Origin of the sequence: Pseudomonas sp. H9 (assembly GCF_004353925.1) — a bacterium.
Lineage (GTDB): Bacteria > Pseudomonadota > Gammaproteobacteria > Pseudomonadales > Pseudomonadaceae > Aquipseudomonas.
In genome coordinates, this window is record NZ_SMOK01000008.1 from 1 (window position 1) to 13872 (window position 13872).

The following is a 13872-nucleotide window of genomic DNA, read 5'->3' on the forward strand; positions in this document are numbered from 1 at the left end:
CGGTGGGAGCGGGCTTGCCCCGCGAAGCGATTTAGCCTGCAAAACCCAATCGCGGGGCAAGCCCGCTCCCACGGTTAGGGCCGGATGCAGGAGCGAGCGGTTTTGGTTCCTTTTGCCAAGACAAAAGAGACCCGCCGTAAGGGCGGAAGAGGCCAGCCCAGCCACCACAGCAACTGGATAAGCCCACAACACAACACAACATACCACTGTCATCTTCACGTCATGGTTCCAATGCAAGATCACCGCCACGGATGAATCTGCAAGGAACACACGATGAAAGGCGACACCTCCCTGTTTGCGGCGATTGACCTGGGATCTAATGCGTTTCGCATGATGATCGGCCAACCAGTCAAACGGAACCGCCAATGGGTAGTCGAGGAAGTCAAATCCTTACGCGAACCCGTGCGACTTGCAGAAGGCCTACACGGTGGTGCCCTTGATGAACTGGCGCTGGACCGAGGCTGGCAAGCACTGGCCCGCTTCGGCAAAAAACTGCGCGGCTTCGAGCCCGGCCGCGTCCGCGCAGTCGCCACCAGTGCCGTGCGTGAAGCGGCCAACGCCAGACTGTTTCTGAACGATGCCCAGCGCCACCTGGGCTTTCCCATCGAGATCATCTCCGGCGAAGAAGAAGCCAAGCTGGTCTACACCGGTGTCAGCCATCGCATCCCGGCCAGCGACACCATGCGCCTGGTGGTGGACATCGGCGGCGGCTCCACCGAACTGATCCTTGGCCGCGGTGAACAAGCCCTGCTGACCGAAAGCCTCACCATTGGCAGCGGCACCTGGAGCACCCGCTTTTTCCCCGGTGGCCGGGTCTGCGCCCAAGCCCTGCTGGACGCTGAACGCACCGCCACCTTGCAATTCGAGAAAGTCGCCCGCCGCTACCGCCATTTAGGCTGGCAGCAAGCTATCGGCTCTTCCGGTACCGCACGCATGCTGGCCAAAGTGCTCAGGGCCAACGCCTTGAACGACTGCGGCGAAGGCGGCATCACCTACCGCGGCCTGTTGCGCCTGTCTGTGCGCCTGCAAGAGGCCGGTCACGTTGACTACGCCCGCCTGACGGGGCTGCAACCTCATCGCCACAGCGTTTTACCCGCTGGCCTGGCCATTACGCTGGCAGCCTTCAAAGCGTTTGGCGTTACCGAGATGATGCCGTCGGAGCCAGGTTTACGGTTTGGGGTGTTGCATGACTTGATGCTCAAGCGTTGATCCCTATGAGCACTTATCAAAGTCAACGCAAACAAACATAAAAGCCAATATAAATTACGCATTGCGCAAACGTAAAAGCCATTAATATTTACATGCGCAATAAACACCCTTAGGATCGACGCAATAATAGCCACAAAAAGCGCCGAGCCTGTCATGCAATCCCAAACCCAGCACCTCTCCCCGCAGCACCTTGAGCAACACCTGCTCAAGGTCTCGATCCTGGTCACCGCCTTGATGGCCGCCAGCGGCATTGGCTTTGGCCTGTATTGCCGCTCGCAGTCGATTGTGTTCGACGGCCTGTTCAACGCCATCGACTCCAGCATGGCGTTCCTCTCCTTGCTGGTTGCACGCTTGCTGGCCAAAGGCGTGGGCCGACGCTTCCAGACCGGCTACTGGCATATCGAACCCTTGGTACTGACCCTGAACGGCAGTGTGTTGTTGATGCTCTGTGTGTACGCCTTTGCCAATGCCGTCAGCGCGTTGATGCATGGCGGTCATGAACTGGTGTTCGACAGTGCGATAGCCTACTCGGCGGTCACTGCGGCCATCTGCGCCGTGATGCATCGCTATACCTTGCGGGGCAACCGCACCGTGAATTCCGAGCTGCTCGCCCTGGACGTGGAGAGTTGGTGGATGTCGTTCTCCATCACCGCATCGCTGCTGGCTGCCTTCCTGATCGGCTACGCCTTGCAAGGCAGCGACTACGCCTACCTCACGCCCTACATCGACCCCGGTATTCTCGCCGTGCTATCAGTCGCCCTGATCCCCGGCCCCGCCAAAGCAGTTATCAAGGCCTTGGCACAGGTGTTGAAGATCACCCCCAGTGAACTGGATCAGCAGGTCAGCGCCTTGATGGCGCGCATGAGCCAACGCTACGGCTTCGAAGCCTTCACCCATTCAGTGGTGCAAATTGGCCGTGGGCTGTTCGTCGAGATCCATATTCAGATTCCCGAACGCATGAACAGCTGGACGGTCACTGAGCTGGATGAAGTACGCCATGAGATCGCCGGCGGCATCGGTCGCGAAGGGCCTGATCGCTGGATCACTATCGGCTTCACCCGCGATAGCCGCTGGCTGTAATTCCTTTCCTACACCGTTGCAGCGGCGCGCAGGGCAACGAATTGCATCATCCACTGCGCGATCAATGCACCGTCGTGACCACTGGCCAGGCTCGCCTGAGCGCTTTCATACAACGTGGGCTCATGCTGGTCGCGACGCAGGGTCATCAGCGTGCCGGCGTAGTCCTCGACAAACTCCGGATGGCCCTGAAAGCACAACACTTGATCGCCCAGGCAATACGCCGCCAGCGGGCAGAATGCACTGCTGGCCAGCAGCTGTGCGCCTGGCGGCAATTGGCTCACCTGGTCCTGATGCGACACCAGCAGACGGAAAGTATCCACGCCTGGGGTCATCCACGGTTGCGGTGCAGTCAGCGTATAGCGATGCACACCCAGCCCCCATCCTTGTGGCGCGCGCCCACAACGGCCACCGAGCAATAACGCCAACAATTGGTGACCGAAACAAATGCCCAGCAACGTGTCACCGGCCTGGTAACGCGCCAACAGGTAGGTACGTAACTGCACGATCCAGGGGGCGTCACCGAAGGCATCGGCTTTGCTGCCGGTGACCAGGTAGGCATCAAACTGTTGTGCAGGGGCCGGATAGTGGCCCTCCACGACGTTGAAGACTTCAAAGCGGGCAGGCACTGGTTGATGCTCGAAGAGTCGCTTGAACATCTCGCCGTAGCCATCAAAGTCGGCTACCAGCTCGGGGCGCAAATGGTCGGTTTCGAGAATGCAGATCGAGAGCATAGAGACAGAAACTCCTCATGCCAGGAAAGATGGTTTATGGAGAGATTGGGGTTGATGTGGGAGCGGGCTTGATGTGGGAGCGGGCTTGCCCCGCGATACGGTGTGACAGACAAACCGCAATCGCGGGGCAAGCCCGCTCCTACCTGGGAAAGTTACAAGTCGAGCACCAGCCTTGCGCTTTTGCCTCGGGAAACACACACCATCATGACGTTGTTGCAAGCCTGTTCAGACGCGGTGAGCAGCATGTCGCGATGGTCAACCTCACCTTCCAGCACCCGTGTCTCGCACATACCGCACACACCCTGCTCGCAGGACGACGGTACAGCGACGCCGTTGGCGCGCAGTGCATTCATGATCGAGCAGTCTGGCGCTACCGACACCTCCCGGCCACTGCGGGCCAGCACCACGGTAAGCTCCCCGGCTTCGCTATTCACCGGGATAGGCGCCGCACTGAAGCGTTCCAAATGTAGCCGTGCCCCCAGCTCCTGCGCCTGAAACACCTCGGTCAAAGCGTCAAGCAACACGCCCGGGCCGCAGCTGTAGGTCTCGGCACCCGCCGCTGCCCGCTCGGCGATGCGTTGCAGATCGAGCAGGCCGAACTCATCGGCCGGCAGGATCTGCACGTGTTCGCCGGCATACGGCAGCAGCTGTTCGAGAAACGCCATGGAACGCCGCGACCGACCGCCATACACCAGATGCCAGGGCTTCCCGGCGCGCTGCGCCGCCAGGATCATCGGCAGGATCGGGGTAATGCCGATCCCCCCGGCGACAAACTGGTAAGCGGCCGCTTGCGCCAACGGGAAGGCATTGCGCGGTGTGCTGATACGGATCGACAGGCCCACGCGCAGGCTGTCGTGCACTTCCCGTGAACCACCACGGCCCTTGTCTTCGCGCAATACCGCAATTCGCAGGGACTGGGTATCCTGGGGATCGCTACACAAGGAATACTGACGCACCGTGCCCGAAGGCAAGTGCACATCGATATGTGCACCCGCCTCCCAGGTCGGCAACGGTTGCCCGTCGTCGGCTCGCAGTTCCAGCGACATCACGCCCTCAGCCTCCAGGCGCATGGCGCTGATCAGCACGCTGCGTTGTTCTACCCCGCAGCTCATGCCGGGCTCCGTTGCCCGACCGGGCCTTGCGTACCTTCAGGAACGGCCAGGTCCATGAAGGCGCGGAAGGCGCGGCGGTAGTTCAAGGTGAACAGGTCAGCCGGCACCGAGTGCTCGACAAAGATGCCGTCCCAGTCGATTTCACGCGGGAAGATCCCGGCGGCAATCGGCATGTCTTCCAGGTACACCATTTCTTCGATGCGCAAGTTTTCCGCAAGGTCAGCGCCCTTGAACTCGCGATGGTTGGCCACACCCCAGAAGATCTTCACATCGTCATAGGCCACCGGCGAAGGGAAGCCGGCCACAATACGCTTGCCCAGGCGCTCATAGTCGTAGGTAATGCTGGAGAAGCCCGGCGCAGCGCAGTGGTAGTACATCAGGCAATCGCCATCGTTGGCCCACTCGCCTTCACCGGCATGCAGCGGGCGCTGCATGATGATGTCCAGGCCTTCACGGCTGACTTTGAGTGGCTCGACCACGTGCGGTGTCGGGCCCATCGACACTTCATGCACGAACGGAAAATGCGCCACGTCACGGAAGTTTTCCACCGCCACCGCGACACCGGTAGGTGACAGCAATGGTTCGGCCGCCAGCCATTCGAACTCCAGGCCTTGCCATTGCACCGGGTCGTACATCGGCTGGATCGGGTCTTCCAGGGCAGTCCAGATATGGGCAAAGCGCTCGACTACAGGATAAGTCTTGATCGACGCCTGGGGCGGAATCTTGCACTGGTCTTCCAACGATGGAATATGGCTGCACTTGCCGTCTTCGGCAGCGAAGCGCCAGCCGTGGTACGGGCAGGCGATGCTTTCACCATGAACCTTGCCCAGGGCAAAGTCCGCACCCCGGTGCGGGCAGCGCGCATCCTGCACGACTGCCTGGCCGGACTCGGTGCGGTACACCACCAGACGCTGGCCGAGCAGGGTTGCCGATTGCGGGGTTGCCAGGTCGACACTGCGTGCCACCGGGAACCATTGGCGACGCATGGCCGCTTCGGCACGTTCACGTTGAGTCATTTTGTTGGTCATTATTATGTCCTCACCAAAGCCGTTAACTTAAATACCCACCACCAGCGCACCACCATTGACGGCCAGCACCTGGCCGCTGATGAAGGCCGCTTCGTCGCTGGCCAGAAAGGCCACCGATGCCGCAATTTCTTCCGGGTGCACCAAACGCCCCAAGGGGATGTTGGCTTTCTCGCCCTCGACGTATTCCTCCGGCACCATGCGGGTGAGAATCGCGCCTGGGGTAATGGCGTTGACCAGAATCCCTTCGCCGACAAACTCCTTGGCCAAGGTTTTCATCAACCCCAACTGCGCAGTTTTCGACACCATGTAGGCATAGGAATGGCCGTCGGGCACCTGGCCCCACTGCGAGTTGATAAAGATCACCCGCGGCGCTTTGCTCTTGCGCAGCGCGGGCAGCGCCGCGCGGGTCAGGTACAGCGGCGCATGCACATTGATCGCCAGCAACTGGTTGAAGTTGTCGTCGTCGGTGGCTTCCAGGCCGGTCAGCGAGTAGATCATCCCGGCGTTGTGCACCAGGATGTCGAGCTGGCCCAGTTGCGCCACGGCCTGACTAATCAGCGACTCGGCCGCCGCCTTCTGGGTGATGTCCGCCGCCAGGGCAATGGCCTTGCCACCGGCTTCGCAGATGTCCGCTGCGGTGGCACGGGCAACGTCTTCGTCGATGTCATTGACCACCACCGTGGCCCCACGCGCAGCCAGCAACCGGGCATGGGCGCGACCGGCACCGCGACCGGCGCCGGTGATCAAGGCCACGCGGCCGGTAAATTTCTGCGCCGCGTCGGCCAGGTCGAGTACCGCCTGCGGCGCTTGTTTGGCGTGTTCAGCAGAAACACTCATGATCGTGCTCCCCTTCAAACGCCGACTTTGTGCGGTTCGGTGACGTACAGCATGTTGCCTTGCGGGTCGAACATCGGACGGTAGCGGTAGTGCGTGCCGTTGGGGTGCTGCCATTCGATGGGCTTGTCGGTGACCCACTGCACTTTGCCGTCGAGGTAGGCGATGGCCTCGTCCAGGTTCTCGACTTCAAAGGCAAAAGAATCGAAGCCCGGCGCATCTTCGAGGTTGACCGCAGTGCGGCGCTCGACCTGGCCCTGGTGCTCGGTGTGGAAGATGTACAGGGTCAGGTTGCCGCAATCGATGGCGGCCCAACGCTCTTGCGCCACATAGGGCAGGAAGAAGCCCAGGCCGAGGATGCCGTGATAGAAATCCACCAGTTCCTGCACGTTGTTGGTGAGGATGTCCGTGTTGTCGACGCGTTTGAGTTTCAGCATGACGAGCTCCTGATTCGGGTTTGGATGGGTTGCTTCATTGCGCCTTGAGGTGGGCGCAGGGGCCACCGGCCAAGGCGTTGAGGGTGCCGGCCGCAACGTCGATCGAGACGGTGACCAGGGTTTGATACTGATCGGCCTGCACGGCCGGATCCGGGTGACAGCACAGCGCGCCGGTACTGCCCAGGTGGCTGTTCATGGCCGTGAACAACTGCTCGACACTCAGGCCGCTGCGTTTGCCCAGGCGACGCTTGAGCACCTGATGGCGCACCAGGGTGTCGGGGTAAACGCCCCACTCGGTGTCGCCCTGAGCGGCTTTAGGGTCGAGAAAATGATTGGTGTGCAACAGCAGGCCGTATTCGTCGGGGAACACAAAGGCCGGGCCTTCGGGGTAGATCTCCACCGAAACCGCAGCCGCCTCCCCCGCCTCCCCCGCCTTCGAGGCCAGCACGGTGAGCGAGGTGGACGCCGAAAAGTCGGCAGCCGCCAGCAACTGCAAGGCGTCATTGAAGTCAGCTGTGCTGTCGAGCAACCAGCGCGAAGCCACATGCACTGGCACACCGATGCGTGCACCATCGCTGAGGTGATGAAGGATGTTGAAATGCACACCGAGGCCATGTTTGTTCACGCCGATCTTGCCGACGATGCCAAACTCGGTGACGGTGGTGGTGACACGGCCATCGCCATGGGGGATTTCCCACACCAGCCACTGACCCGCGAACTGCGAATACCAGTCCCAGGTTTGCAAGGTCACCGGTGCGGCGGCAGCCGGATCGACATAAGCAATCGTCGAACACTCACCGCGCAGGTTGTCACCGCCGGTGTTGCGCTGGCGGCTCAGGTACGCCAGCACTTCGGTACGGGCGTTGATCGCGCCGATCTCACGCACGTCCACCCCGCTACCTTCGGCCATACCGCAGATTTCTTCGTGCAGCGGCGGTGCAAAGGCGGCGATCTGCTGCAGGGCTTCATCACCCAGCGCCAGCAGGTCGACGGCAGTGCCCGCAGTGCGTTCGAACAGGCCACGATAGGCCTCTACCGAAGCACGAATGTGTGCGCTGTGGCACTCGCCGAACTCCCGGCCACGACCAAAGGGATCAGTCAGGGTCGAGCGAAATTGATAGCTCATCGTTGTTGCTCCAAGTGTGGCGCCACATGCCGGGCGACTTCATCCAAACGGGCGAACCAAACATCGCCGTCGCTCACCAGGCGTTCGACAAAACGCTCCAGTTGCGCAAAGCGCGCGGCGCGGCCAATGACTTCCGGGTGCATGGTGAAACTGGTATGGCGACCATCGCGACGGGCGGACTCGTACTCGGCCAGCCACACCTCGCTGAGGGTGCGTGGGTGAGTGAAGTTGCCGCCGTTGTCGATGCTCCAGCCGAACATCGGCCAGTCATCCAGTGACCAGTGCACCGGCAGCTCAATGATCGAACGGCCGTTGAAGGTCTCGACGTACGGACGGTCATCACCCATGCAGCTGGAGTCGTAGGTAAAGCCGTTGTCGATCACCAGGTCGAAGGTTTCCGGGGTCAGTTCCCAGGATGAAGAGCGGTAACCGGCAGGTTTCGGCGCACCGGCACGGGCCAGCGCTTCCAGGCCCAGGTGCATTTCATCCACTTGCTGCTGGGCTGAAGCCTTGTCGCTGCGCAGGTGCATATGGCCGTGATGACCGACTTCATGGCCGTCTTTAAGCAGTGTCTCGATCAGTCCCGGGTGCTGCTGAGCGGTGTAGCCCGGCACGAAAAACGACGCCTTGATCTGGTGCCGTGCCAGCATTTCAAGAATCCGTGGCACGCCGCGGGTCACGCTGAAACGGCCTTCGGACAAACTGGTCAGGCGCTTGGCAAAGGTCGGGCTGTCACCGAGAAAGCCGGCTTCAGCGTCGACGTCGAAGGTCAGCGAAACCGCTACTGGGCTGTTTTTTGGCCAAGCGATGCCGTATGAGCTGGAATGACTCATGGGAGGGTCCTTCTATATAAAGTGAGGTCGTGCGTTGTCGGGTTTACAACGTCGATCAGGTGTACTGACTGCCGAGTGCCAGAGGCTCGGCGCGGTCCTGGTGCTGGCGCCAGCGGTACATCAGCTGGGAGATGGCCAGCACCGCAATCGCGATGCCCACTTCCTTGTATCCGCCGTAGCCGGTGACCGACGCGCTGGTGATACCCACCAGCAGAATCAGGCCATCGAACAGCGCCAGAGCGGCCGCGATACCGATCCATTTACGTGACAGGCGGATGGGCCGTGCGGCGTGCGGGCGGTGCTTGCGCAGCATGACGAAGCCGCTGACCGCCAGCATGTGGGCGATGACGTAGCCAACGTTGCCCGCCACGATCACTGCCAGCGCGTTGCCAACAAACAGCACCAAGGCGATGTTGACGGCCAGTTGCAAGGTCACTGCCCGGGCCGGCACGCCGCGCTTGTTGAGCACCCCGAACTGGCGCACGGTCAGCCCGTCCCTGGCACTCTGATACAGCGCACGCGCAGCATCGGCGGTGCCCATGATCGCCAGCACCATGACCCCGGCGATCAGCAACACGGTGATCACTGCTGCTCCGCCGCCTAGCAATACATTCGCAGCGGTTTGCAGGAAGCCATTGGGTTGGTCGATCAGGGTTTGCTCACCCAGCAGGCCGACCAGGCCCAGCGGTGCCAGGGTGAACACCAGCAGCAGGATCAACGCCGAGACGCGTAGCGCCTTGCGGGTATCGCTGACAGTGTTGCGGTATTCAGGAATAAAGGACGCAGCAGCCTCGACCGAATACGCCGACCAGGCCATCACAAACAACCAGGCCAGGGCATTGCGCAGCCCTTCGGCCCCACTGCCCAGGTGCCAACTGAACGACGCACTGCTCCATTGCGCAGCGAAGAACGAAGCGCTGCCGAAGATCACCACGGGGATCATCAACAGCACGCCGGCCAGGGTAATCAGGATCATGGTGAAACGCAGTTCGATCATGCTCAGAGCCCAGGAAACCAGGGCTACACCGAGGGCAATCAGTTGCGGCAGGTCGAGCTGCAGCAGGCCCAGATCGAGGGTGAATCGCGCTTCGGGCCAGAATTGCTCGGTGAGAATCTGCGAGATCGCCAGGCCCCAGATGGCCGGCGCGGTGGCCCAGGCAAACCAGTAGGCGTAGGTGGCCAGCGGGCCCAGCGATGGAAAACGCTGGCTCCAGGCTTCGTTGGCGTAGAGGGCAATGCCGCCCGACTTGTGGCTGAACATCGCGCCCATTTCCGAGTACACCCAGTTGTGCAGCGCGGCGACGACGGCGATCAGCACCCACAGGGCCATGGCGGCCCAGGCACCGATCGCACCGATGGAGTAGCCCAGGCCGACAAACAGTGCGGCGGGCAAGCTGAGGGTAATGGCGACACCATCCCACCAGCGAATGGATTTCTCGAACTCAACCTGCGGCTCACCGCCAGTAGGGCACTGTTGCATGGCAAACACCTCATCCGCTTTATTTTTATAACTGCTTGCGACGAGTCAATATTAACCACGAACATTGCGCAAAATCATCATTTTTTTACAATTAAAATTGTATTGCGCATACTTAAAGCGAATTAAATACGCAATAACGCAATTGAAACCGCGCACAGTAGAGGCTTTTGCGTAGGAAAAACGCATCAGAATCGCGGGTTTGCGCAGCGCACGGTAAAGCCTGACGCGCCTGGGCTGGGCGTCAAAGACATGGTTGTTAATTGATTGCTGGGAGAGGGGTGGCTTTGCGGGCTGTGAGCTTATCCATTTGGTGTGGTGGCTCCACTGGCCCCTTCCGCCCTTACGGCGGGTCCCTTTTGTCTTGGCAAAAGGAACCAAAACCGTTCGCTCCTGCATCCGGCCCTACGCTGCGCTTCGGGTTCCCTCCTTCCGGCATTGCTCCCGCGAGGACCGCGCTAACGGGCCATCCATGGCCCGAAGCGCTTGACGGGCTCCTGCCCGTCACCTCACTACGCAATACCTCCACTCGGCCTTCTGAAGTCGCAGACTGCGGCGTCAGAACTAGCGCGTACGCAGAAGCTTGTAGCTTGTAGCTTGTAGCTTGTAGCTATCGAAGATACTCCCGCCCAGACGCCGCCCGTAACTTGGCGACTTCAGGAGGCCGAGTGGAGGTGACTGGAGGGCTTATCTCGGTGGGAGCGGGCTTGCCCCGCGAAGCGATTTAGCCTGCAAAACCCAATCGCGGGGCAAGCCCGCTCCCACGGTTAGGGCCGGATGCAGGAGCCAGCGGTTTTGGTTCCTTTTGCCAAGACAAAAGGAACCCGCCGTAAGGGCGGAAGGGGCCAGTGGAGCCACCACACCAAATGGATAAGCTCACATCACTAAAGCCCGAATGCGGTGTGTCAGGCACATTGCATCGCGGGGCAAGCCCGCTCCCACAGCAAGCCCGCTCCTACCAGCGACCGTTAGAGGTCGATCTCGCCACCGGGGATGGTGAAACGGATCTTGTGGACTTTGACTTCCTGCATCATGCGTACTTCCTCGGTACCCGGCAGCGAACGAATACGCTGCTTCAAGCGCCACAGGCTGTCGTTGTCGCTGCACAGCACCTGCACGCAGATATCGGCGGTGCCCATGGTGGTCGACAGGTAACTGACTTCAGGCCAGCGCCCAAGTGTATCGACCACCCGCTCATGATCCTGCGGGTTGACGTTGACGAACATCAACGCAAGCTTGGCCTCACCGAGCTTGGCCGGGTTAGTGAACGCCAGGATCTGCAGAATGCCTTGGTCCTGCAGGCGCTTGACCCGGGTACGGACCGTGGCTTCCGGAACCGACAGGTTGCGAGCCACTTCGCGAAACGCGCGACGACCGTCTTCTTGCAGCTCGCGGACAATGTCCATGTCCAGAGGGTCGAGGGAGGTAATTGGCATAGGGATTCTCGATGGCAGTGCCCGACGGGAAACTTCGCCGCGCAAAAAACCAAGGCTAACAGATAAGCGTCAGCGCAAAAATACCGCCCTTACCCTCTCCTCGATGGCCTGTAGCGGGATCTACCGAGGCAGCCCACTCCCCAGTTTTTCCCGGCTCTGGTGCAGCATGTCCTGGATTTCCTGAGTGGCATCGCGTGTACGCCGGGCCAGTTGTTTGACCTCGTCGGCAACCACCGAGAACCCCCTGCCCTGTTCACCGGCCCGTGCAGCTTCGATTGCAGCATTCAAGGCCAACAGGTTGGTCTGGTCGGCAATGCTTTTGATCACCCCGACCAGTTGAGCGATCTGCCCGTAGGTGGCCTGGATCGATGCCTGTTCACGCGCACGCGCCGCTTCAGCATTTTTTTCATCGGCAATGCAGCGTACAGCGCCAACAATGCGCAACAACCGTCCTTGCTTATCGCGCAAACAACGGGTGCGCTCCCGAAACCAGAGCATGCCGTGCATTTTGTGTTGCATGCGATACTCCACCACATACCCGGCGTGTGGGTCAGTGCTGGTAACCAGTGCATTGAATGACTGCATCACCCGCGGCATATCCTGCGGGTGAGTGACCCGTGTATAGCTGTCCCAGCCATCGGTAAACTCTGTGCGGCTGTAGCCCAACAAACTGCAGAACGGGTCGCTCCAGCGCATCTGATTGCGCGGATGGCGCGGGTCGCCATTGACCACTTCCAGTTCCCAGGTGCCTTCCGTCAGGGTCAGCAGCAGCGTCTGCCACACCTGCTTTTCCAGCTGCCAGGCAGCCAGCAACCGACCAACCTCATCGTCTGTTTGCTGCACCTTGCGTTCAAGCCCCATCACTACGACTCCCATTGGTTACTCGGATGCCCGGAATACCGAAACACCCCGGGCTGGCTGAGCCAAAAACAAGGCACAAGAAAGTACGCACGGCGCGCGTTAGCTGCGTCATGGGGGGTGTTCCTTTTCGCGAGAGGTTTTAGTCAGTCAGGGTGCTTTATGAGCCGCGCAGGTTTGGCTGGCGTTGCGGTCTTGCACTCGCCGTAGCCAGAACAGCGCTTGCGAAATGGCCAGCACCGCGACGGCGATCAGCACTTCCTTGAGGCCGCCGTACCCGGTAATCGCCGCGCTGGTCATACCCACCAGCAGAATCAAGCCATCGAACAGCGCCAGGGCAACGGCAATGCCGACCCAGCGTCGAGACAGGCGAATCGGCCGTGCAGCGTCCGGGCGATCGCGCCGCAGCACCACATAACCAGACACGGCCAGCAAATGCGCAAGGATGTAGCCCACGTTGCCTGCCACGATCACCGCCAATGGGTTGCCCACCAGCAGCACCAGCAACACGTTGATCAGCAATTGCACGGTGACCGCTCGCGCCGGAACACCTGCACGGTTGAGGGTGCCGAACTGGCGCACGGTCAAACCATCCCGCGAACTCTGGTACAGCGCCCTGCCCGCGTCCGCTGTGCCCATCACCGAGAGCACCAGAATGCCGGCGATCAGCACCAGGGTAATCAGCGCCGCACCGCCACCAAACAACACCTGCGCACCGGCCTGGAGAAAGCCGTAAGGTTTGTCGATCAGCACCTGCTCACCCAGCAGGCCAGCCAGCCCCAGCGGTGTCAGGGTGAACACCAACAGCAGAATCAGTGCCGCAATGCGCAACGCTTTACGGGTGTCGCTGACGGTGTCACGAAATTCGGGGATGAACGAGGCCGAGGCCTCTACCGCGTAAGCTGACCAGGCCATGATGAACAGCCACGCCAGTACGGTGCGCACACCGGTGATGCCCTCGCCGGTACGCCAGGTGAAACTGCTGGTAGACCAGGCCTCGGCGCTGAAGAAACTGGTGCCAAAGATCAGCACGGGAATCATCAGCAGCACCCCGGCCACGGTGAGGATCACCATGGTGAAACGCAGCTGGATCATGCTCAACGCCCAGGACAGCAGCGCCACGCCCAAGGCAATGAACTGGGGCAAGCCCAGCGAAACAAAGCCCAGATCGTAACTGAAGGTGACATCCGGCCAGAACTGCTCGGAAAGAATCTGTGCCACGGCCAGCCCCCAGATGGCCGGCGCCGTCGCCCAGGCAAACCAGTAGGCATAGGTGGCCAGTGGGCCGAAGCTGGGCACGCGCTTGCTCCAGGCCTCGTTGGCGTAAAGGGCGATACCGCCGGACTTCTCGGCGAACATCGCGCCCATCTCCGAGTACAGCCAGTTATGCAAGACCGCCACCCCGGCAATCACGCCCCATAAGACGATTGCGGCCCAGGCGCCAATCGCGCCAATCGAGTACCCGAGCCCTACAAACAAGGCCGCCGGCAAGCTCAGGGTGATTGCCACCCCGTCCCACCAGCGAATCGTTTTTGCCAGCACGGCATGTGGCTGTGCGCCTGTGGAAACCTGGTCCATCTTCATCGCCCTCGTGTTGTGTTTTTTATAGGCAGGAATGAGCAAATCCTAAGACAGATTTTTGCGCATGTGTAGCTATTTTATTTTTTTAACGTTGCATTGCGCAGAATCTGTCAAATTTATATGCTGAATC

At 60.7% G+C, this 13872-nt stretch carries 12 protein-coding genes and 2 pseudogenes; 2 read left to right on the forward strand and 12 right to left on the reverse strand.

Annotated features, from left to right (window positions below; genetic code table 11):
- Positions 1 to 273 precede the first annotated feature (273 nt).
- The gene (locus E1573_RS06230) at positions 274 to 1209 is read left to right on the forward strand and encodes a Ppx/GppA family phosphatase (protein WP_133211694.1); all 936 of its coding nucleotides are present in this window, start codon (positions 274 to 276) and stop codon (positions 1207 to 1209) included.
- A 153-nt stretch (positions 1210 to 1362) separates the two neighbouring features.
- Positions 1363 to 2289: a cation diffusion facilitator family transporter gene (locus E1573_RS06235; RefSeq protein WP_133211696.1), complete on the forward strand. Its 927-nt coding sequence runs from the start codon at positions 1363 to 1365 to the stop codon at positions 2287 to 2289.
- Between the two features lie 8 nt (positions 2290 to 2297).
- On the opposite strand, the gene E1573_RS06240 is transcribed toward E1573_RS06235, so the two are convergent.
- From E1573_RS06240 to E1573_RS06285, 12 genes and pseudogenes are all read right to left on the reverse strand, one after another.
- The gene (locus E1573_RS06240) at positions 2298 to 3020 is read right to left on the reverse strand and encodes an amidotransferase (RefSeq protein ID WP_133211698.1); all 723 of its coding nucleotides are present in this window, start codon (positions 3018 to 3020) and stop codon (positions 2298 to 2300) included.
- 152 nt (positions 3021 to 3172) lie between these two features.
- A complete protein-coding gene (locus tag E1573_RS06245; RefSeq protein ID WP_218568362.1) occupies positions 3173 to 4132 on the reverse strand; it encodes a PDR/VanB family oxidoreductase in 960 nt (319 codons plus the stop codon).
- On the reverse strand, positions 4129 to 5160 hold the full coding sequence (locus tag E1573_RS06250; protein ID WP_133211700.1) for a Rieske 2Fe-2S domain-containing protein: 1032 nt from the start codon (positions 5158 to 5160) through the stop codon (positions 4129 to 4131). The genes E1573_RS06245 and E1573_RS06250 overlap by 4 nt, the downstream gene beginning before the upstream one ends.
- A gap of 27 nt (positions 5161 to 5187) precedes the next feature.
- A complete protein-coding gene (locus tag E1573_RS06255) occupies positions 5188 to 5997 on the reverse strand; it encodes an SDR family NAD(P)-dependent oxidoreductase (RefSeq protein WP_133211702.1) in 810 nt (269 codons plus the stop codon).
- Positions 5998 to 6011: 14 nt separating this feature from the next.
- The gene (locus tag E1573_RS26870) at positions 6012 to 6431 is read right to left on the reverse strand and encodes a VOC family protein (protein ID WP_218568363.1); all 420 of its coding nucleotides are present in this window, start codon (positions 6429 to 6431) and stop codon (positions 6012 to 6014) included.
- Between the two features lie 34 nt (positions 6432 to 6465).
- Positions 6466 to 7557, reverse strand: coding sequence for a C45 family peptidase (locus tag E1573_RS06260; RefSeq protein ID WP_218568364.1), 1092 nt, complete (start codon positions 7555 to 7557; stop codon positions 6466 to 6468).
- The gene (locus E1573_RS06265; RefSeq protein ID WP_133211704.1) at positions 7554 to 8390 is read right to left on the reverse strand and encodes a polysaccharide deacetylase; all 837 of its coding nucleotides are present in this window, start codon (positions 8388 to 8390) and stop codon (positions 7554 to 7556) included. The genes E1573_RS06260 and E1573_RS06265 overlap by 4 nt, the downstream gene beginning before the upstream one ends.
- Positions 8391 to 8445: 55 nt before the next feature.
- Complete coding sequence (locus tag E1573_RS06270; RefSeq protein WP_133211706.1) at positions 8446 to 9870, reverse strand: APC family permease; 1425 nt, start codon at positions 9868 to 9870, stop codon at positions 8446 to 8448.
- 965 nt (positions 9871 to 10835) lie between these two features.
- Positions 10836 to 11303, reverse strand: coding sequence for an Lrp/AsnC family transcriptional regulator (locus tag E1573_RS06275; protein ID WP_133211708.1), 468 nt, complete (start codon positions 11301 to 11303; stop codon positions 10836 to 10838).
- A gap of 162 nt (positions 11304 to 11465) precedes the next feature.
- Positions 11466 to 11672 (reverse strand): annotated as a pseudogene (locus E1573_RS27190) (methyl-accepting chemotaxis protein); the annotation flags it as partial.
- A 69-nt stretch (positions 11673 to 11741) separates the two neighbouring features.
- Positions 11742 to 12179 (reverse strand): annotated as a pseudogene (locus tag E1573_RS27195) (PAS domain-containing protein); the annotation flags it as partial.
- 132 nt (positions 12180 to 12311) lie between these two features.
- The gene (locus E1573_RS06285) at positions 12312 to 13739 is read right to left on the reverse strand and encodes an APC family permease (protein WP_256659481.1); all 1428 of its coding nucleotides are present in this window, start codon (positions 13737 to 13739) and stop codon (positions 12312 to 12314) included.
- Between the last annotated feature and the right edge of the window lie 133 nt (positions 13740 to 13872).